This window comes from Roseicitreum antarcticum, from assembly GCF_014681765.1.
Taxonomy (GTDB): domain Bacteria; phylum Pseudomonadota; class Alphaproteobacteria; order Rhodobacterales; family Rhodobacteraceae; genus Roseicitreum; species Roseicitreum antarcticum.
On the sequence record NZ_CP061498.1, the window covers coordinates 2989540 to 3007082 of the forward strand.

19 protein-coding genes and 1 pseudogene are annotated in these 17543 nt (G+C 62.6%); 12 read left to right on the plus strand and 8 right to left on the minus strand.

Annotated elements, in window-relative coordinates; translation table 11 throughout:
* Positions 1 to 219: 219 nt before the first annotated feature.
* Together H9529_RS14240 and H9529_RS14245 are read right to left on the minus strand one after the other, a co-directional pair.
* Entirely contained in the window at positions 220 to 762 is a 543-nt protein-coding gene (locus H9529_RS14240; RefSeq protein ID WP_092892014.1) for a cupredoxin domain-containing protein, read from the minus strand.
* Between the two features lie 15 nt (positions 763 to 777).
* A complete protein-coding gene (locus H9529_RS14245; RefSeq protein ID WP_092892016.1) occupies positions 778 to 975 on the minus strand; it encodes a heavy-metal-associated domain-containing protein in 198 nt (65 codons plus the stop codon).
* 156 nt (positions 976 to 1131) lie between these two features.
* Here H9529_RS14245 and H9529_RS14250 point away from each other — a divergent pair, with 156 nt between their 5' ends.
* The 6 genes from H9529_RS14250 to H9529_RS14275 all read left to right on the plus strand — a co-directional run bounded on the left by H9529_RS14250 (position 1132) and on the right by H9529_RS14275 (position 7963).
* The gene (locus H9529_RS14250; protein ID WP_092892018.1) at positions 1132 to 3666 is read left to right on the plus strand and encodes a heavy metal translocating P-type ATPase; all 2535 of its coding nucleotides are present in this window, start codon (positions 1132 to 1134) and stop codon (positions 3664 to 3666) included.
* A 71-nt stretch (positions 3667 to 3737) separates the two neighbouring features.
* Positions 3738 to 4010 (plus strand): glutaredoxin family protein, encoded by a 273-nt coding sequence (locus H9529_RS14255; protein WP_092892079.1) that lies wholly within the window; start codon positions 3738 to 3740, stop codon positions 4008 to 4010.
* A gap of 3 nt (positions 4011 to 4013) precedes the next feature.
* Complete coding sequence (locus tag H9529_RS14260; RefSeq protein ID WP_092892020.1) at positions 4014 to 5099, plus strand: 2Fe-2S iron-sulfur cluster-binding protein; 1086 nt, start codon at positions 4014 to 4016, stop codon at positions 5097 to 5099.
* On the plus strand, positions 5096 to 5560 hold the full coding sequence (cueR, locus tag H9529_RS14265; protein WP_092892022.1) for a Cu(I)-responsive transcriptional regulator: 465 nt from the start codon (positions 5096 to 5098) through the stop codon (positions 5558 to 5560). The genes H9529_RS14260 and cueR (H9529_RS14265) overlap by 4 nt, the downstream gene beginning before the upstream one ends.
* A 25-nt stretch (positions 5561 to 5585) precedes the next feature.
* Complete coding sequence (locus tag H9529_RS14270) at positions 5586 to 6947, plus strand: MFS transporter (protein WP_092892024.1); 1362 nt, start codon at positions 5586 to 5588, stop codon at positions 6945 to 6947.
* A 260-nt stretch (positions 6948 to 7207) separates the two neighbouring features.
* The gene (locus H9529_RS14275) at positions 7208 to 7963 is read left to right on the plus strand and encodes a MauE/DoxX family redox-associated membrane protein (protein ID WP_092892026.1); all 756 of its coding nucleotides are present in this window, start codon (positions 7208 to 7210) and stop codon (positions 7961 to 7963) included.
* 99 nt (positions 7964 to 8062) lie between these two features.
* On the opposite strand, the pseudogene H9529_RS20805 reads toward H9529_RS14275, so the two are convergent.
* Positions 8063 to 8379: pseudogene (locus H9529_RS20805) on the minus strand (IS3 family transposase); the annotation flags it as partial.
* Positions 8380 to 8400: 21 nt separating this feature from the next.
* On the opposite strand from H9529_RS20805, the gene H9529_RS14285 reads away from it, so the two are divergent.
* The 6 genes from H9529_RS14285 (at position 8401) to H9529_RS14305 (ending at position 12099) form a co-directional block, all read left to right on the plus strand.
* A protein-coding gene (locus tag H9529_RS14285; protein WP_092892028.1) for an IS3 family transposase occupies positions 8401 to 9590 on the plus strand; the annotation gives its coding sequence in 2 pieces (ribosomal slippage) (positions 8401 to 8653 and positions 8653 to 9590; 1191 coding nt in all).
* 154 nt (positions 9591 to 9744) lie between these two features.
* Positions 9745 to 9942: a heavy-metal-associated domain-containing protein gene (locus H9529_RS14290; RefSeq protein ID WP_092892030.1), complete on the plus strand. Its 198-nt coding sequence runs from the start codon at positions 9745 to 9747 to the stop codon at positions 9940 to 9942.
* Between the two features lie 514 nt (positions 9943 to 10456).
* Positions 10457 to 10939 (plus strand): CopM family metallochaperone, encoded by a 483-nt coding sequence (copM, locus tag H9529_RS14295; protein ID WP_092892035.1) that lies wholly within the window; start codon positions 10457 to 10459, stop codon positions 10937 to 10939.
* A 119-nt stretch (positions 10940 to 11058) separates the two neighbouring features.
* Positions 11059 to 11457 (plus strand): Cu(I)-responsive transcriptional regulator, encoded by a 399-nt coding sequence (gene cueR, locus H9529_RS14300; RefSeq protein WP_092892037.1) that lies wholly within the window; start codon positions 11059 to 11061, stop codon positions 11455 to 11457.
* A gap of 19 nt (positions 11458 to 11476) precedes the next feature.
* On the plus strand, positions 11477 to 11602 hold the full coding sequence (locus tag H9529_RS21115; protein WP_092892039.1) for a hypothetical protein: 126 nt from the start codon (positions 11477 to 11479) through the stop codon (positions 11600 to 11602).
* Positions 11603 to 11634: 32 nt separating this feature from the next.
* The gene (locus H9529_RS14305) at positions 11635 to 12099 is read left to right on the plus strand and encodes a c-type cytochrome (protein WP_223814181.1); all 465 of its coding nucleotides are present in this window, start codon (positions 11635 to 11637) and stop codon (positions 12097 to 12099) included.
* A gap of 17 nt (positions 12100 to 12116) precedes the next feature.
* Here H9529_RS14305 and H9529_RS14310 read toward each other — a convergent pair whose 3' ends face one another.
* The 5 genes from H9529_RS14310 to H9529_RS14330 form a co-directional block, all read right to left on the minus strand.
* Positions 12117 to 12728 (minus strand): class I SAM-dependent methyltransferase, encoded by a 612-nt coding sequence (locus H9529_RS14310; RefSeq protein ID WP_092892043.1) that lies wholly within the window; start codon positions 12726 to 12728, stop codon positions 12117 to 12119.
* Positions 12729 to 12741: 13 nt separating this feature from the next.
* Entirely contained in the window at positions 12742 to 15075 is a 2334-nt protein-coding gene (locus tag H9529_RS14315) for a heavy metal translocating P-type ATPase (protein WP_092892045.1), read from the minus strand.
* A gap of 67 nt (positions 15076 to 15142) precedes the next feature.
* Positions 15143 to 16450 carry an APC family permease gene (locus tag H9529_RS14320; protein WP_092892047.1) on the minus strand — a complete coding sequence of 436 codons (1308 nt, stop codon included), beginning with the start codon at positions 16448 to 16450 and terminating at the stop codon, positions 15143 to 15145.
* The gene (locus tag H9529_RS14325; protein WP_092892049.1) at positions 16450 to 17121 is read right to left on the minus strand and encodes a TVP38/TMEM64 family protein; all 672 of its coding nucleotides are present in this window, start codon (positions 17119 to 17121) and stop codon (positions 16450 to 16452) included. The genes H9529_RS14320 and H9529_RS14325 overlap by 1 nt, the downstream gene beginning before the upstream one ends.
* A gap of 1 nt (position 17122) precedes the next feature.
* Positions 17123 to 17509: a DUF302 domain-containing protein gene (locus H9529_RS14330; RefSeq protein ID WP_092892051.1), complete on the minus strand. Its 387-nt coding sequence runs from the start codon at positions 17507 to 17509 to the stop codon at positions 17123 to 17125.
* Positions 17510 to 17543: the final 34 nt, after the last annotated feature.

The window sequence follows — 17543 nt, forward strand, 5'->3', positions numbered from 1 at the left end:
TTTCTTAACCGGCATTCCCAAGGGGGTCTGCCGCTCGAGGGCAAGTTCGGGCGAGTCAGCCCTGTGATCAAGCGTGTTTGCTGCCAGTGCGTGTGTTGGCGTCGTATGCCGACCCTCCGACACGTTGTGCAGCAACGCCGCTTGAAGTGCGGGTTGGCGACGATGCCAAGCGCCCTGCATGCCGACGTCGGTGAGCTGTCATTCAATCGTGCGATCACCTCATGTGGACGGTGCCGTCACGACCAGGGGTCCGAACATCCCGGCCTCGTAGTGACCCGGAATGAGGCATGCGAACCTGAATTCACCCGCGCTGGCGAACGTCCATGCCAGTTCTCCGCTCTCGCCAGGCTGAAGGGTGATCGCGTTGTCCGTGTCGTGCGGCATGTCATGGGCCGCCTCCGACATCATGTCGTCCTTGTGCGCCATGATCTCCGCCGTCGTATTGAAAATGAACTCGTGCTCGATCATGCCGTCGTTCGATATGGCGAAGCGCACGGTTTCGCCCGGCTGGACCTCGATCAAACCGGGCTCGAACAGCATTCGGCCGTCGTCAGTCTCAATCATGGAAACGTCGATCGTCCGCGTGGCCGCGTCGATCGCCGCCGGTTCACCCAGGGAATGCCCGGCATCCGAACCCTGTCCGCCTGCGTGCATATCGTGGCCGTGAGTGCCGGTGCCGTCGCTCATGCGTGTCTCGGCAAAGGCCAGCCCTGCCGACAATGCCAGGGCACCGCCGATGAACGCAATTGAAAACCTGTTCATGGTGCGTCCCTCCGTTCAGGCTGCGCGCGCGGCGGGGTAGCCGGCTTCTTCGAGCACGGCTTCCACGTCCGCACGCGATGCGCTGGTTGTCACGTCGACCTTCCGGTTCGGCGGATCGGTCGCGATCTCGGCCTTCGCGTCCACGGAACGGATCGCCGCAACCACGCTTTTCGCGCAGCCGCCGCAGGACATGTTTTCGATGTGAAACTGCATGAGAATCTCCTTGGTTTAGCTCATGCATAACCAAATGGGGCCTCCCACCGTTGGAAGGTCAAGAGGCAAAAAAATTATTAACTTTCCCTTGACCTTACCATCGCTGGAAGCCCCATCTTCATTTGCGAGTGATGGATTCGAGAAAAGGAGACGGTGATGAACGCACCGGTAAGAACGCATTCGCAAGATAAGGATAAGGTGTCTTTGCCAATCGAAGGGATGACCTGCGCCTCTTGCGTCGGCCGTGTCGAGGCGGCGTTGAAAGCCGTGCCCGGCGTCGCCAGCGCAAACGTAAACCTGGCAACGGAGAAGGCCGAGATAACGCTGTCGGCCCCGGTCGCACGCGACGTGCTGGCGGACGCGGTTCGAGGTGTCGGGTACGATGTTCCTACCGGCTCGATCGACCTGGCGATCGGCGGCATGACCTGTGCCTCCTGCGTGGGCCGGGTGGAAAAGGCGCTGAAGGCGGTGCCCGGTGTGGTCACCGCCACAGTCAATCTTGCGACCGAGCGGGCCCACGTGACCGGCGGCGCGGACCTTGCGGCTTTGATCGAGGCGGTCGAGAAGACCGGCTATGAAGCAAAGCCCATCGACCGGAGCGGCGACGAACACGCCGAAACGGCCGCCCGCAAGGATGCAGAGGAAGCCGCACTAAGGCGCGACCTGACTCTGGCGGCAGCGTTGACGGTTCCTGTCTTCATTCTGGAGATGGGCAGCCACCTCATTCCCGGCATGCATGAGCTGATCATGAACACGATCGGCATGCAGGCGAACTGGTACATCCAGTTCGGCTTCACACTTCTGGTGCTCAGCATTCCCGGTATCCGCTTCTACACCCACGGCTTTCCGATGCTGCTGCGCGGCGCGCCGGACATGAACAGCCTTGTCGCGGTCGGCACGTCCGCCGCGTTCCTCTATTCGGTGGTGGCGACCTTCGCGCCGTCCCTGCTGCCAGCCGGTACGGTGAACGTCTATTTCGAGGCGGCCGCCGTCATCGTCACGCTGATCCTGCTCGGCAGGTATCTCGAAGCGCGCGCCAAGGGGCGCACGTCGGAGGCGATCAAGCGCCTCGTCGGGCTCCAGCCCAAGATGGCGCGCGTGCGCCGTGACGGCCAGACCACCGAGGTCGCCGTCGCCGACGTCGCCCCCGGAGATATCATCGAGGTACGGCCCGGCGAGCGGGTGCCGGTCGATGGCGCGGTGATCGAGGGCAAGAGCTATATCGACGAGTCCATGATCACCGGCGAGCCGATTCCGGTCGAAAAATCAAAAGGCGCTGAAGTGGTCGGCGGTACGGTAAACCAGACCGGAGCGCTGGCTTTCGAGGCGACCGCCGTCGGGGCCGATACCATGCTCGCGCAGATCATCCGCATGGTCGAGGAAGCGCAGGGATCGAAACTACCGATCCAGGCCGTGGTCGACAAGGTGACGACGTGGTTCGTGCCCGCCGTCATGCTGGTTGCAACGGCGACCTTCATCATCTGGATGATCTGGGGTCCCGAACCCGCCCTCACCTTCGGTCTGGTCAACGCGGTGGCGGTCCTGATCATTGCCTGCCCCTGTGCCATGGGCCTCGCCACGCCGACCTCGATCATGGTGGGCACCGGGCGCGGGGCCGAGATGGGCGTGCTCTTCCGCAGAGGCGAAGCCTTGCAGCTTCTGAAAGAGGCGAAGGTCGTGGCACTCGACAAGACCGGCACCCTCACCGAAGGCAAACCGGCGCTGACCGATCTCGACCTGGCCGAAGGTTTCGAGCGGAAAGACGTTCTTGCCAAAATCGCGGCCGTCGAAGTCCATTCCGAGCATCCCATCGCACGGGCCATCGTCGAAGCGGCCAAGGCCGAAGGGCTCGATCTGCCAAAAGTGACGGGGTTCGATTCCGTGACCGGGTTCGGCGTCGAAGCCGAAGTCGGGGGCGTCCGTGTCGAGATCGGGGCGGACCGCTTCATGGCCAAACTCGGCCTCGATACGGCGCTGTTCACAGAAACCGCCAACCGGCTCGGCGACGAAGGCAAGACCCCGCTCTATGCGGCGATCGACGGAAAGCTTGCCGCCATCGTGGCGGTCGCCGATCCGATCAAGAAGACGACGCCCGAGGCGATCGAAGCGCTGCATGATCTGGGGCTGAAGGTCGTGATGATCACCGGCGACAACCGCCGCACGGCCGAGGCCATCGCACGCCGTCTTGGCATCGACGAGGTCGTGGCCGAGGTGCTGCCCGACGGCAAGGTGGACGCGGTCAAGCGCCTGAAAGCCAAGTATGGCCGACTGGCGTTCGTGGGCGACGGCATCAACGATGCGCCTGCGCTCGCCCAGGCCGATGTCGGCCTTGCCATCGGCACCGGCACCGACGTGGCCATCGAAGCGGCGGACGTCGTGCTGATGTCAGGCAGCCTGAAAGGTGTGCCGAACGCAATCGCGATCAGTCAGGCGACGATCCGCAACATCAAGCAGAACCTGTTCTGGGCCTTTGCCTACAACACGGCGCTGATCCCGGTCGCGGCGGGGGCGCTCTATCCCGCCTTCGGCCTGTTGCTGTCGCCGATCTTCGCAGCGGGTGCCATGGCGCTCTCCAGCGTGTTCGTGCTGGGCAACGCGCTGCGGCTGCGCCGGTTCAAGGCTCCGATGCAAGGCGATGCGGCCCCCAAGAGCACAGATGTGCAACAGCCGCGCCTCGCCGCGGCTGAATAAAACCGCAAAGCACCCAAGCTCCGGGCCATTGACGGCCCGGAGCCGACGCAAGCAACCAGATGGAGGACATCATGGTCTTTGGAACAGATGCAGACACAGCCACCGGCCTGACGATCTATACGACGCCCACCTGTCCGGACTGCCACGCCCTCAAGGCATGGCTCGATCGCGAAGGCATCCACTACGACGAGCGCGATCTGACCGATCAGGCCATCATGGAGGAAGCGCTGGAGCGCTACGGTGTGCGGGTCGCACCGATCACCGCAGGACACGGCTGGTTCACCTACGGCACCTTCGCAAAGCAGAAATCCGAGATCGAAGCGGCACTTCGGGAAAGGGCGTGAGTCATGGCGCAGACTGACGCAAAGCCCGCCCCGACAAAGCCCGCCCCATCAAAGAATGTCCGGATACATCAGGCGAACCGGACCATTCAGGTCTCCCACACCCAGACCGTTCTGGAAGCGGCACTCGAACAAGGTGTCGAGTACCCCCATGGATGCCGGTCGGGGCGCTGCGGCACCTGCAAGTCGAGGCTGATCGACGGCAAGGTCGATCTGTTGGAACACAGCCGTTTCGCCCTGACCGACGCCGAAAAGGCAGCGGGTCTTATCCTCGCCTGCCGCGCCTTGCCGCAAGACGATCTGGTCCTTGCCTGGCTCGGCGACGAGGAAGAACAGCCACACCATACGGTGCGCCAGGTTGCGGCGCGTGTGACGGACGTGCGGGACGCAACGCATGACATCAGGGTCATCCGCCTCGCTCTGGCCGGTGATCCGCTTGCATTCTCCGCCGGTCAATATGTTCGCCTCACCGTGCCCGGAAGCCCGTCGCGCGACTATTCGATGGCAAATCTACCGGGGGATACCGGGCTTGAGTTTCACGTCCGGCATGTTCCGGAAGGGGTGACATCGGGCCATATTCACCGGAACCTGAAGCCGGGTGAGGCCGTCCGGATCGAAGGGCCGTTCGGATCGTCCTGGCTCCGGCACGGCCATACCGGTCCGATCCTCGCGGTCGCGGGCGGCTCGGGGCTGGCCCCGATCCAGTCCATCGTCGAGACCGCGCTGTCGATGGGCATGGCGCAACCCATCCATCTCTACTTCGGGGTGCGGACGACCCGCGATCTCTACCAGCTCCCTCATTTCCACGAGCTGGCCTACCGGTATGATAATCTGCATTTCATACCCGTCCTTTCCGGCGAGACCGGCACCCCGCCGTTCCGGACAGGGTATGTCGCCGACGCGGTCGCAGCCGACATCAAGGATCTCGATGGCTGGAAGACCTATACGGCCGGACCACCGGCGATGATCGATACGGTGATGGAAGCCACGATGGCGGCGGGCCTCCGTCAGGAGGACCTGCATGCCGACGTCTTCTTCACCCCGGAAGATGGCGACGCACGCGCGGCGGCAATGCAAAGGAGCCAGGCATGAACATCGGGGAAGCCGCGGGGGCATCGGGCGTATCGGCCAAGATGATCCGCTACTACGAACAAAACGGTCTGATCCCGCCCGCCAGCCGGGCAGAGTCGGGCTATCGAACCTATTTGGCGCAGGACGTGCATATGCTGCGCTTCGTCCGCCGCGCCCGCGATATGGGATTCTCGGTCGATGCGATTGGCGGCCTTCTCAGCCTGTGGCGTGACCGCTCGCGTCAGAGCGCCGATGTCAAACGTCTGGCGCTGGCCCATGTCGAAAGCCTCCGTTGGAAAATCAGCGAGTTGGAGAATATGGCCAATACGCTGGAAGACCTGGCAGCCAACTGCTCCGGCGATCACCGGCCCGATTGCCCGATCCTGGATGATCTCGAACAGCTGAACGACGCGAGAGACAACTCCGTCAAGAGCCGTCGCAAGGGTGCCATCGAGCTGAACATGCTGGGAAACCAACGGTGAGCGGGCGAAAAATCAGATTAGTCCGATGCTAGGCATTCTAGGCAACCGCACCTACCGGCATCTCTTCGGCGCTCAGGTGCTGTCGCTCATCGGCACCGGCTTGACGACCATAGCGCTTGCGCTTCTGGCCTATGATCTTGCCGGGTCCGATGCGGGGCTTGTCCTCGGCATCGCCCTGACCATCAAGATGGTCGCCTATGTCGGGATCGCGCCCGTCGGCGGTGCCTTGGCGGGGCTGTTCCCGAGACGCGGCTTGCTGGTCACACTCGATATCCTTCGCGCCGCGATGGTGCTGTTTTTGCCCTTCGTCACCGAAATCTGGCAAATCTACGCCCTGGTCTTCCTGTTTCAGGCCTGCTCGGCAGTCTTCACACCGACGTTCCAGGCAACGATCCCGGACATCTTGCCGGACGAGAGAGAGTACACCAACGCGCTCTCGCTGTCGCGTCTGGCCTACGATCTGGAAGCCCTGGCCAGTCCGCTGATTGCCGGGCTGCTGCTCGCGGTTACGAGCTTTCACTGGCTGTTCGTCGGCAACGCGCTCGGTTTCATCGCCTCGGCGTTTCTCGTCATCTCCGTTATCCTGCCGAACCTGTCCCGCGTCGAGCGGAGAAGCTTCCGCGAGCGGTTGACGCGGGGCATCTGGATTTATCTGGCCACGCCACGCCTGCGCGGCCTCCTGGCCCTCAGCGTTGCGGTTGCGGCGGCCGGGTCCATGGTCGTCGTCAACACCGTCGTTATCGTGAAGGATACGTTTGGAGGCGACAATCAGGGCGTGGCCCTGTTTTTCGCCGCTTACGGCATAGGCTCGATCTTCGTCGCGCTTTCGTTGCCGCGCCTGAGCAACCGTTTCGAACCGCGCGCGATCATGCTGGCAGGTGGGTTTCTGCTGCCAGCGGCACTGGTGACGGTCGCGCTCCTCGGGGGCTACTGGACGACCCTTGTGATCTGGACCGTGCTCGGCGCGGGTGCATCCCTGGTGCAGACACCGGCCGGGATCCTCTTGCGCCGGTCTTCGCACCCCGAGGACCGGCCAGCCCTGTTCGCGGCCCAGTTCGCCCTGTCGCATGTCTGTTGGCTGGCCGCCTATCCCGCCGCCGGTTGGCTTGGCGCACGTTTGGGAATGGGCCCGACCTATCTCATCCTGACGGTCTTTGCCGCACTTGGTGCGGTCGCCGCGATGACATTCTGGCCACGCGAAGATCCTGAAGAACTCGAACACGAGCACGAGGGAATCGAGCATGCACACGAGCCGGGCGATGACGACCTTCATGCACCGGAGATCGTCTGGGCCGACACCGGCACAACCCGGCACCGGCACAAGCCCATGCGCCACGCGCATCGCTTCGTGATCGACGACCATCACCCGATCTGGCCTCAGAGATGAGCCGCTATTCCGTCGAACAGAACACGACATCTTGTTTGAACACGCCGATATGCGAGGCCTACACCAGCAGCGCCCTGTCGGTGGCCGTGATGGGATGGCTTGGACGTTTGCCATGCATCTAAAGGCCGATTGTCCGAGGCTGACTGTTCGAGGCCGATGCGGGCGAAGGGGCCGACCTGATCTTCGACCTGACGACCGAGCCGCCCCTGCGGGTGCGCTACGACCGCTATTGGACGTGCAACTGAAAAAAGGACCGCGCGATGCTTAAGGACACCCAAGCCAAGACAGCCATCCTGTACCGAATGGTCATGCCCGAACACACCTGCCCTTACGGCCTCAAGTCAAAGGACCTGCTGGAGCGGGAGGGCTTCGCGGTCGAGGATAACCACTTGTCGACCCGCGCCGAGACCGACGCCTTCATGGAGAAGCACGGCGTGAAAACCACGCCGCAGACCTTCATAGAGGGCGCGCGGATCGGCGGTTACGATGACCTGCAGGTGCATTTCGGCAAGGCGGACGCGGATGCCGACGAGACCTCTTACACGCCGATCATCGCGCTCTTCTCCGTCGCCGCCCTCCTCGCGCTCGCCTTCGCGTGGGTGGCGATGCCGACGCTCCTCGCTTGGCAGACACTCGGATGGTTCATCTCGATCTCGATGGTCCTGCTCGGCCTGCAGAAGCTCAAGGACCTTGAGAGTTTCTCGACCATGTTCCTCAATTACGACCTGCTGGCCAAACGCTGGGTCCGCTACGGCTACGTCTATCCCTTCGTCGAGACAGGTGCGGGCCTCTTGATGACGGCAATGATCTGGAACTGGCTGTCGGTTCCGTCCGCGCTGTTCATCGGGACGGTTGGCGCGGTTTCGGTGTTCAAGGCCGTCTACATCGACAAGCGCGAATTGAAATGCGCATGCGTGGGCGGCGACAGCACGGTGCCGCTCGGCTTCGTGTCGCTGACCGAGAACTTGATGATGGTCGGCATGGCCGTGGTGATGGCGGTGGTTGCGCTGACGTGACGGACGAGCGGCCGTCCCCAAGTGCCGGAACCTGCAGCCCGTCGCGTCGCGGGCTGCTCATCGGCGGGTTGGGTCTGGCCGGCGCCTATGCCGGTCTGCGATGACAAACGCTACGTAGACAGTGCCTGACCATGTGGGCACATAGGTAAAGTCCGAAACCCATAGCTTGTTTGGTCGATCCGCCTCGAACAGGCGGTTCACCTTGTCGTCCGAGCATAGCTGAGAAGAGTCCGGGTTTTTGGTGATAACCATTTTACCTCGCACCACGCCCCTGATCCCCAAGCGCGCATCAACCGCTTCACAGTGCATCGGGCAACATCCACACCTTCCCGTCGCAGAACGTGCCAAATCTTCCGGGCACTGTAGAGTTTGTGACGTGACCCCTTGTTTCTCCTCCAGACGCTGCTGGAATCCGGACCGAAGCAAAGGGACTGGATATGAAGCGAAGCAGGTTCGGCGAAGAGCAGATCATCGGCATGCTGCGAGAGAACGACGCCGGTGCGACGGTGGCCGATCTTTGCCGGAGGCACGGAATGTCATCAGCGACGTTCTATGCGTGGAAAGCCAAGTACGGCGGCATGGATGTGTCGGATGCGCGGCGGCTGAAGGCACTCGAGGATGAGAACGCGAAGCTGAAGCGGCTGTATGCGGATGCCATGCTCGACAATGCGGGGTTGAAAGACCTGCTGTCAAAAAAGTGGTAGCGCCCGCTGCGCGGCGGGAGGCCGTGACCCACCTCATGGCGAGCCTCGAGGTGAGCGAGCGGCGAGCATGCGCCATGATTGACGCGGATCGCAGTTCGGTCCGCTATCGGAGCAGACGTCCCGACGATCATGGGTTGCGGGCGCGGCTGCGGGAACTGGCCGATCAGCGACGCCGCTTCGGCTACCGCCGTCTGCACGTCCTGCTCCGCCAGGAGGGCTATGCCATGAACCGCAAGAAGACGCAGCGCCTCTACCGCGAGGAGGGCCTGACGGTCCGGCGCCGCAAATCCCGCCGCCGGATCGCGGTGGCGCGCACACCGATCCCGCTGGCAACAGGCCCGAACAGTCGATGGTCCGTCGACTTTGTCCACGACCAGCTCGCCCACGGTCGGCGGTTCAGGGTGCTGAACGTCATCGACGACGTGACGAAGGAATGTCTGGCTGCCATTCCGGACACGTCGATCTCGGGCAAGCGGGTGGTTCGGGAGGTGCGGGCCATTATCGACCGGCGTGGCCGACCCGGCGCAATTGTCAGCGACAACGGCACAGAGTTCACCTCCCTGGCCGTCTTGACGTTCACCCAGGAGTTGAAGCTCGACTGGCGCCATATCGCGCCCGGCAAGCCTACCCAGAACGCGTTCGCCGAGAGCTTCCACGGTCGAATGCGCGACGAATGTCTGAACGAGCACATGTTCTTCTCGTTGAGCCATGCCCGTGCGGTGATCGCCGCGTGGCGGACCGACTTCAACACCGCGCGGCCGCATTCATCGCTCGGATACATGACACCTGCCGCCTACGCAGCCTCGCTAAAACCGCAATCGCCATCGGCGCTCCACTCGACGATGGGTTCCGCACCAATGGCCATTGCTCACACCGCGCAGACGCGCAAATCTCAACCAATGATTCCAGTCGCCGGTGGATGAGCGATAGGGGTCACGTCATTTGCGATTGTCATCTCTTCTGCTCTTTCCAGTCACGGGAAGGTCAACACCCAATTTCGTGTTGATGTCGCCCCTTGACCTTCCACCAACTGGAAGCCCCATCTATCGGGCAATGAAAACCCGTCAGGAGATTCCCATGCAGTTCCAGATCGACAACATGACGTGCAGCGGCTGCGCCAAGAGCGTCACAAAGGCGATCCATTCGGTCGATCCGCAGGCGAAGGTCGACATCGATCTGCCCCAGAAGCGCGTCAACGTGGTGTCCGCTGCTGACGAGTCGGCGGTCGCGGCAGTTCTCGAGGATGTGGGATATCCCCCCCGCCGTGCAGCGTGATGCAGAGCGATGCCTCCAGACAACATGGCCAGATGAAACCTCATTGCTCAGATGGGGGTTCCAGTTGCTGGCTGTCCTATCCCGAGGCGCAGGAAGTATAGATGAAGCGGTCTGTCCAGATCTGGAGGGTGGCACTGGCCGTGCTGATGACGCTGGCCGTCATCCTCGTCTGGCCGCCTCTCGGGTCGGAGGCCGCCTCGTCCACTATTCACGCAGTATTCCCCGCATCCCACAGCCACCATACGCACGCCGGAGAGGACGACCCTCAGCGGGTTCTACACGTCACCTTGGACGTGGACTGCCAAGCCTCAGCAATCGGTTGCTGTGTAATGAACCACTGTCATCCCGGTATTTCAGTCGATCTGCATGAGATGACAGCTTTTGCTTCCAACGACGAGACGATGGTTGCCGTGGCGCTTAGGGGTTCGGGAAGCGAACCGGGAGTGATCACCCCCCCTCCGCGACGTCTGTGGCTTTGATCGCTCGACAAATCATACATTCAGGAGAACTCAAGATGAATATCTCAAAAACGATCCTCGCGGCAGCTGTTGCCGCAGCCGCATTCTCGTCGCCTGCATCGGCTCAGGACGCAGAATTCCAACTGCCCGCGCAGTGTACCTCTGCGACCGCTGTGGGTGGAATGGACCACTCGGCAATGGGTCATGGCGCAATGCAGGCCGATCAGGCAGGTGGCATGATGGACATGATGGGAATGGGAGGCATAGACCTCAAATCCATGCCCGAGCATGTCCAGGAGAACATGCGCCGGATGATGATCAGTATGCCGGCGATGCACGAAGGCATGATGATGGAAGATGCCGACGTGGCCTTCGCTTGCGGGATGATTGCCCACCATCAGGGCGCAATCGATATGGCGCAGGTGTTGCTTGAACATGGCGACGATCCGCAGATGCGGGCGCTGGCTGAAGAGATCATTGTCGCACAGGTCGGCGAGATCGAGCAGATGACCGCTTGGCTGGCTGAGAACGCCAACTAAGCCCACGCTGGCCGCGCGGGACAGTCCGCGCGGCCACATTTTGCTGATTTCGTCGAAAGCTCTTGAGCTTACAGTCGCTGGAACCCCTATGTTGGGGGAATGAGCTTGGGAGATGCGCCATGAACATAGGCACTGCCGCCCGGCAATCGGGCCTGCCGCCCAAGACGATTCGCTATTACGAGGACATCGGGCTCCTGACTGCCGACCGGGCCGCGAATGGCTACCGCGACTATTCCACTGAGGACGTTCATCGGCTCCGCTTTGTTCAGCGGTCCCGCAGCCTTGGATTTTCGGTCGAAGAATGTCGGCAGCTGCTTTCGCTTTACACCAACCGCGACCGTGCCAGCGCGGATGTGAAGGCGATCGCAACCGAGAAGCTCGGCAAGATCGACCGCAAGATTGCGGAGTTGACCGGGCTGCGGGAGATGCTCGGGCATCTTGTTGAGAACTGCCACGGCGATGCCCGCCCCGAATGCCCGATCATCGACGGGCTGTCGGGAAAGACGTACGACCACTAGGATTCAGGGGAGCGGTAGGATGATGGAGGATGGCATGATGATGGGCGAAGGCATGATATGGGGAATGGGGCTCTGGGGGCTCGTGCTTGCGGTCCTCGTGGTGCTCATAATCGCCGCCCTCGTAAAATACGTCTTCTTCAGATGATCGCCGCGTCCCGGTGCTCGCAGACACACCGATTGTCCATCACACGCCGTTTGCCCGGACGGCTTCTGTTTCCGGTAGTGTTATCATTGATAGGACTGCTGCCGCTCCCGGCCGCTGCCTTCCTGCACGCCGAGGCGCAGTCCGACTCCGGCCGAGAGCTGTACGTCGAGCACTGCGCGGCCTGCCACGGCGTCAACCTTGAGGGACAGCCAGATTGGCGCAGCCCCGACGCCAACGACGTGTTCCCGGCGCCGCCCCATGACGAGACCGGGCACACCTGGCACCACGACGATGCGATGCTGATCGACTACATCACCCGCGGCGGTCAGGCAGTCCTGGACGACATGGGTGTGACGTTTACGTCGGGCATGCCGGGCTTCAGTTCCGTGCTGGACTCGCATGAGATCGAGGCGATCCTGGATTACATCAAGTCGACTTGGCCGGAACATATTCGGGACCTGCAAGCGCAGAGATCAAACGCGGCCGCTGTCGATTGACAGCACGCTGACGTGTGTCAGGCCTTTCGGAAGAGGCCGAAATGGAACCGCTGCACACTGCCCCAAGGTGTGCTGTGTTCATGGTTGAGGGATCGGATCAGCCGATAACCGTCGCCCAGCCGCCCAGACAGCAGGGTCGCGTCATAGCGGGCGACCGGCAGGCCGCTGCACGAGGTCGGGCCGTCTAACGCGAATGTTCCGATGATGGCATGGCCGCCTGACAGCAAGGCCCGATCCATGACCTGCAAGTATGCGTCCTGATCAGCAGTCCCGGTCAGGAAATGGAACGCCGCCCGATCATGCCAGACATCGAAGCGCCCGGCGGGTTTCCATTGCAGGACGTTGCCCACCACCCATTCGACCGGGGCATTCTGGGTCTGTCGCGCCCGAGCCGTCGCGATAGCCGTTTCCGAGAGGTCAAGCACGGTGATCCTGCGGAAGCCGTGGTCCAGCAGGCAGTCCACAAGCCGAGATGCTCCCGCGCCCACATCGACGATAGCTACTTCTGTTCCTGCGCCCGTCGCGGCGATAAGGTCGTGCGAGACCTGCGGGTGTTCTTCATACCAGCTGGTCTCAGCCTCCTCCTTGCTTCGGTAAACGCCTTCCCACCGGTTCGGTTCTTCGGACATCACCGTCAGCCCTTCACAGCTCGATCCGCCGAAGCCGCAACGCGTTGGTGATGACCGAGACCGAGGACAGGCTCATCGCCGCAGCCGCGATCATCGGCGACAGTAAAAGTCCGGTGACGGGATAAAGCAGCCCCGCCGCGATCGGCACGCCGACAGCGTTGTAGGCGAAGGCAAAGAAAAGGTTCTGCTTGATGTTGCGCAGGGTGGCCCGCGCGAGTTTGCGCGCCCGCACGATGCCCATCAGATCGCCGCCCAGCAGGGTTATCCCCGCACTTTCCATCGCCACATCCGCCCCGGTTCCCATGGCGATGCCGACATCAGCAGCGGCCAAAGCGGGGGCGTCGTTCACCCCGTCGCCTGCCATTGCGATCTTGTGTCCTTGTTTGCGCAACTCGTCGATCAGCTTTTTCTTGTCTTCCGGCAAGACACCCGCGCGCACCTCGTCGATGCCCAAGGTCGCCGCCACCGCCTTTGCCGTGCGCTCATTGTCACCCGTTGCCATGATAACCCGCAGACCTTGCGCATGAAGTTCCTTGATCGCCTGAGCAGTCGAGTCCTTGATCGGATCGGCCACCGCCACGATACCTGCAAGCGCCCCATCGACCGCGACAAACATCGCCGTCTTGCCCATAGCGCGCAGGGCATCGGCCTTTTCCTCGGCCTGCGTTGTATCCAAGCCCATGTCCTGCATCATTGCGGTGTTGCCAAGCGCCACCGCGCGCGCCCCGACAGTGCCGCGCACTCCCTTGCCGGTGACCGCCTCGAAATCCGAAGCCTCCTGCCGTGCCGCACCCTGCGCTTCGGCCCCTTCGACGATGGCTTCGGCGAGGGGGTGTTCAGACCCGCGTTCCAGCGCAGCGGCGAGTGACAGAATGTCAGCCTCGCTAATATCCCCAAGCGCCACGGTATCGGTCAGCTTTGGCTGGCCCATGGTCAAGGTGCCTGTCTTGTCGACGATCAGCGTATCGACGCCTGCCATGCGTTCCAGCGCTTCGGCATCCTTGATCAGCACGCCCGCCTGCGCACCGCGCCCCGCCGCCGTGGTGATCGAGATCGGGGTGGCAAGGCCAAGGGCGCAGGGGCAGGCGATGATCAGCACCGAGACGGCCGAGGCGATGGCGAAGACCAGCACCGGTGCGGGCCCGAAGATCATCCACATCACAAAGGCGAAGATCGCCACCCCGACCACGGTCGGCACAAAGACCGCTGACACGCGGTCCGCCATACCCTGTATCGGCGCACGGGACCGCCGCGCATTCGACACCATGGCCACGATCTGCGCCAGCACTGTTTCGGCACCGACCTTGCCCGCCTGGATCACCAAGGAACCGTTCTTGTTGATCGTGGCCCCGGTCACCACATCGCCCGGCCCCTTTTCGACCGGCATCGACTCACCGGTCAGCATGCTTTCGTCCAGGGAGGATCGCCCGTCGACCACCACGCCGTCCACCGGCACCGCATCGCCGGGGCGCACCCGCAGCCGGTCGCCCTCCATGATGTTTTCCAGCGGCGCGTCGTATTCCGCGCCGTCGGGCAGGATCCGCCGCGCGGTCTTGGGGGCCAGATCAAGCAGCGCGCGGATCGCGTCGCCGGTGCGTTCCCGCGCCCGCAGTTCCAGCACCTGACCGACGAAGACCAGCGCGATGATGACAACTGCTGCCTCGAAATAGGTGCCCACCCCATGGCCCATCCGGTAGACTTCGGGAAAGACGCCCGGCAGGAAGGTCGCCACGATGGAATAAAGATAGGCCGCCGCCACGCCGAGGCTGATCAGCGTCCACATATTGGGCGAGCGGTTGATCACAGAATCCCAGCCGCGTTTGAAAAACGGCAAGGCCGCCCAAAGCACAATGGGCGTTGCCAGCACGAACTCAAGATAGCTGGCAGTCTGATGCCCGATCCAGTCGCGCACCGGCAGGCCAACAAGCTCGCCCATCGTCAGCACGATCAGCGGGACCGCCGCCGCCGCCGAAATCCACATCCGGCGGGTGAAATCCGTCAACTCATGGCTGGGCTCATCCGAGGGCACCACCGGCTCCAGCGCCATGCCGCAGATCGGGCAAGGCCCTGGCGCGTCGCGGACGATCTCGGGGTGCATTGGGCAGGTGTACTGCACATTTGCAGGGGCGGCTTTCTCGCGTCCCTCGGCGCGGCCCGAGGCGTAGAACCATGGATCATTTTCAAACTTGGTCTGGCATTTATCAGAGCAGAAATGGAAGGTCTTGCCCTCGAACTCTGCGTGCCGCGTATCGGGGCCCACAGCGACCGTCATGCCACAGACCGGATCCTTCGCCGTCTTGGCCTCTTCGGGAATGTCCGACTTTGCATGCTGATGATCGTGGTCCATATCCTGCCGACTTTCTTTTGATTCGTTTCAGCGTGAGGCATCCAGCGACTGGAACCTCAAGCCCTTTTCAATGGGGGTCGTGATCGCCCGCGCTTACAGGGTGACGTGAGAGAAAGACGCCGACGAACGCGAACACCAGCGCCATTCCTATGACGCCGAGGATGACGATCAGCGGATCGGACTGCCATTTCAGCGCCGCGAAGGCGGTCAGAACCACGGCGTCGAGCACAATTGCCGTCAACATGACCCACCCCCGCGCGTCGATTTCCTCGCGGAGGTTTCGGTAGACGCCCGCGTGAATAATGATGTCCATCACGAGGTAAAAGAATACGCCGAGCGAGGCGATGCGGCTGAGGTCGAAGAAAACCGTCAGGAAGCCGGCAATGACGACGGTGTAGACCAGCGTGTGGTCCTTGATCCCTCCCGGCATCCCGAAATGGCTGTGCGGGATCATTTTCATCTCGGTCAGCATTGCCAGCATTCGCGTGACGGCGAAGACGCTGGCGATCAGGCCCGAGGCTGTGGCCACAAGTGCCAGTGCTACGGTCAGATAGAAGCCGGTCTGCCCGAGCGCGGGCCGGGCGGCTTCGGCCAGCGCGTAATCCTTGGCCGCCACGATGCGGTCAATTGGCAGACTGGAGCCGACGGCGAAGGCGACCAGCAGATATACAATCACACAGATCGCGATGGACAGCACGATGGCCCGGCCCACGTTGCGGTGCGGCTCGGTAACCTCGGCCCCGCTGTTGGTGATGGTCGTGAAGCCCTTGAACGCCAGAATCGACAGCGCGACGGAGGCCACAAAGCCGGTGGCACCTGCATCCCCGCTGGTTGCCGCAAAGGTGATCCCGCTGGCCCAGAGGGCCGCCACACCAAACAGCGCAATGCCGCCGACCTTGATCACGGCCATGATGATGGACAAAAGTCCGACCGAGCGGCTGCCGGAGACGTTCACCAGATAGGCAACGACGATCAGCGCAACGCCGATGATCGGGACGAGGAAACTGTCCGGATCGCCGCCAAACGCCCGGATCGTGTAGGTGCCGAAAGTCCGCGCGACGAGGCTTTCGGCGATGACCATCGACAGCGCCATCAGGAGCGCTGCCCCCGCCGCGACCGTCGTCGGACCGTAGGCTTTCTTCAGGATCATCCCGATGCCGCCCGCGGATGGAAAGGCGTTCGACATCTTGATGTAGGTGTAAGCGCTGAACGCGGTCACGATTGCCCCGGCGACGAACGACAGTGGAAACAGGGGTCCGGCAAGCTCGGCAATCTGCCCGGTCAGTGCGAAAATGCCTGCCCCGATCATCACGCCGGTGCCCATGGCCACCGCGCCCGGCAGGGTGATGCTGTTTGTCTTGTAAACCTCCGCCATCAGGTGTCCTTCCCGGCTTGTCGCTTGGTCGCGATCCAGAGCAGTGGCAATCCTGTGATAAGGCCGAGCCCCAGCACCGCCCATGTGGTCCGACCAGGGTCTCCGCTGACCGCCTCGCCGCCGAAATGCGCGAGGACGAAACTCGCCGGAATGATGCCCGCCAGCGTCGCAAGTGCGAAACGCCAAGCGTGCAGGCGGCTGAGCCCCGCCGCGTAGCTGATGATATCGAAGGACACGAAGGGCATCAGGCGGCTGGCAAAGACCGTCCAGGTCAGCGCGTTCTGCGACTCGAGCAGCCCGGCATCGACCGAAGTGCCGAAAACCCGCCGCAAGACATCATGCCCCAGAACCCGTGCCAGGCCAAACGCAATCAGCGCCCCAAGCTCGGCCCCGATCACCACCTGCACGGTGCCCCAGACATGCCCGTAGGCCGCACCTGCGGCCAAGGCGATCGGTGCGCTTGGGATGGGACTGGCCACCACCGCGACGGTCATGAGGCCGATGATCAACAGCGGGCCCCAAAGCCCCGCGCGCGCTACCATTGCTTCAAGCGTTTCGCGGTCCAGAAGCCTCTGGGCATCAACCAGTACCGACGGCGCGAACCACCACAGCCCGAGCCCGGCAGGCCCGAGGACTGCAATCGCCACGAGGATGCCAGTGCGCAGGCGCATCTCAGATCGCCTCGACCGCCTTCTTCAAGAGATCGCGCACCTGACCCGCGACGGCATGCAGTTCGGCGTTATCGATCGCCTGCATCGAGGCCACCGGATCGATGGCACTAACCTCGACGCCGCCCGTCACCTCGCGCAAGATCACATTGCAAGGCAGCATCGCGCCCACGCGCGGCTCTATCCCGATCGCCTCATGGGCCATTTTTGGATTGCAGGCACCAAGAATGCGGTAAGCAGGCATCTCGACATCCAGTTTCTTTTTCATCGTCGCCTTGACGTCGATCTCGGTCAGGATACCGAAACCCTTGTCGCTCAATGCAGCGCGGGTGCGCGCATCGACGGCGTCAAAATCAGCGCTCTCTATCAGGCGGTTGATCGTATAGTCCATTGGAATTCCTTTCGGTTCATTTGCGCAGGTATTT

What these genes read in the sequence shown, in the direction of transcription:
- H9529_RS14240 (WP_092892014.1), bottom strand. Translation starts at nt 762, where the DNA reads ATGAACAGGTTTTCAATTGCGTTCATCGGCGGTGCCCTGGCATTGTCG.
- H9529_RS14245 (WP_092892016.1), bottom strand. Translation starts at nt 975, where the DNA reads ATGCAGTTTCACATCGAAAACATGTCCTGCGGCGGCTGCGCGAAAAGC.
- H9529_RS14250 (WP_092892018.1), top strand. Translation starts at nt 1,132, where the DNA reads ATGAACGCACCGGTAAGAACGCATTCGCAAGATAAGGATAAGGTGTCT.
- H9529_RS14255 (WP_092892079.1), top strand. Translation starts at nt 3,738, where the DNA reads ATGGTCTTTGGAACAGATGCAGACACAGCCACCGGCCTGACGATCTAT.
- H9529_RS14260 (WP_092892020.1), top strand. Translation starts at nt 4,014, where the DNA reads ATGGCGCAGACTGACGCAAAGCCCGCCCCGACAAAGCCCGCCCCATCA.
- cueR (WP_092892022.1), top strand. Translation starts at nt 5,096, where the DNA reads ATGAACATCGGGGAAGCCGCGGGGGCATCGGGCGTATCGGCCAAGATG.
- H9529_RS14270 (WP_092892024.1), top strand. Translation starts at nt 5,586, where the DNA reads ATGCTAGGCATTCTAGGCAACCGCACCTACCGGCATCTCTTCGGCGCT.
- H9529_RS14275 (WP_092892026.1), top strand. Translation starts at nt 7,208, where the DNA reads ATGCTTAAGGACACCCAAGCCAAGACAGCCATCCTGTACCGAATGGTC.
- H9529_RS14290 (WP_092892030.1), top strand. Translation starts at nt 9,745, where the DNA reads ATGCAGTTCCAGATCGACAACATGACGTGCAGCGGCTGCGCCAAGAGC.
- copM (WP_092892035.1), top strand. Translation starts at nt 10,457, where the DNA reads ATGAATATCTCAAAAACGATCCTCGCGGCAGCTGTTGCCGCAGCCGCA.
- cueR (WP_092892037.1), top strand. Translation starts at nt 11,059, where the DNA reads ATGAACATAGGCACTGCCGCCCGGCAATCGGGCCTGCCGCCCAAGACG.
- H9529_RS21115 (WP_092892039.1), top strand. Translation starts at nt 11,477, where the DNA reads ATGATGGAGGATGGCATGATGATGGGCGAAGGCATGATATGGGGAATG.
- H9529_RS14310 (WP_092892043.1), bottom strand. Translation starts at nt 12,728, where the DNA reads ATGTCCGAAGAACCGAACCGGTGGGAAGGCGTTTACCGAAGCAAGGAG.
- H9529_RS14315 (WP_092892045.1), bottom strand. Translation starts at nt 15,075, where the DNA reads ATGGACCACGATCATCAGCATGCAAAGTCGGACATTCCCGAAGAGGCC.
- H9529_RS14320 (WP_092892047.1), bottom strand. Translation starts at nt 16,450, where the DNA reads ATGGCGGAGGTTTACAAGACAAACAGCATCACCCTGCCGGGCGCGGTG.
- H9529_RS14325 (WP_092892049.1), bottom strand. Translation starts at nt 17,121, where the DNA reads ATGCGCCTGCGCACTGGCATCCTCGTGGCGATTGCAGTCCTCGGGCCT.
- H9529_RS14330 (WP_092892051.1), bottom strand. Translation starts at nt 17,509, where the DNA reads ATGGACTATACGATCAACCGCCTGATAGAGAGCGCTGATTTTGACGCC.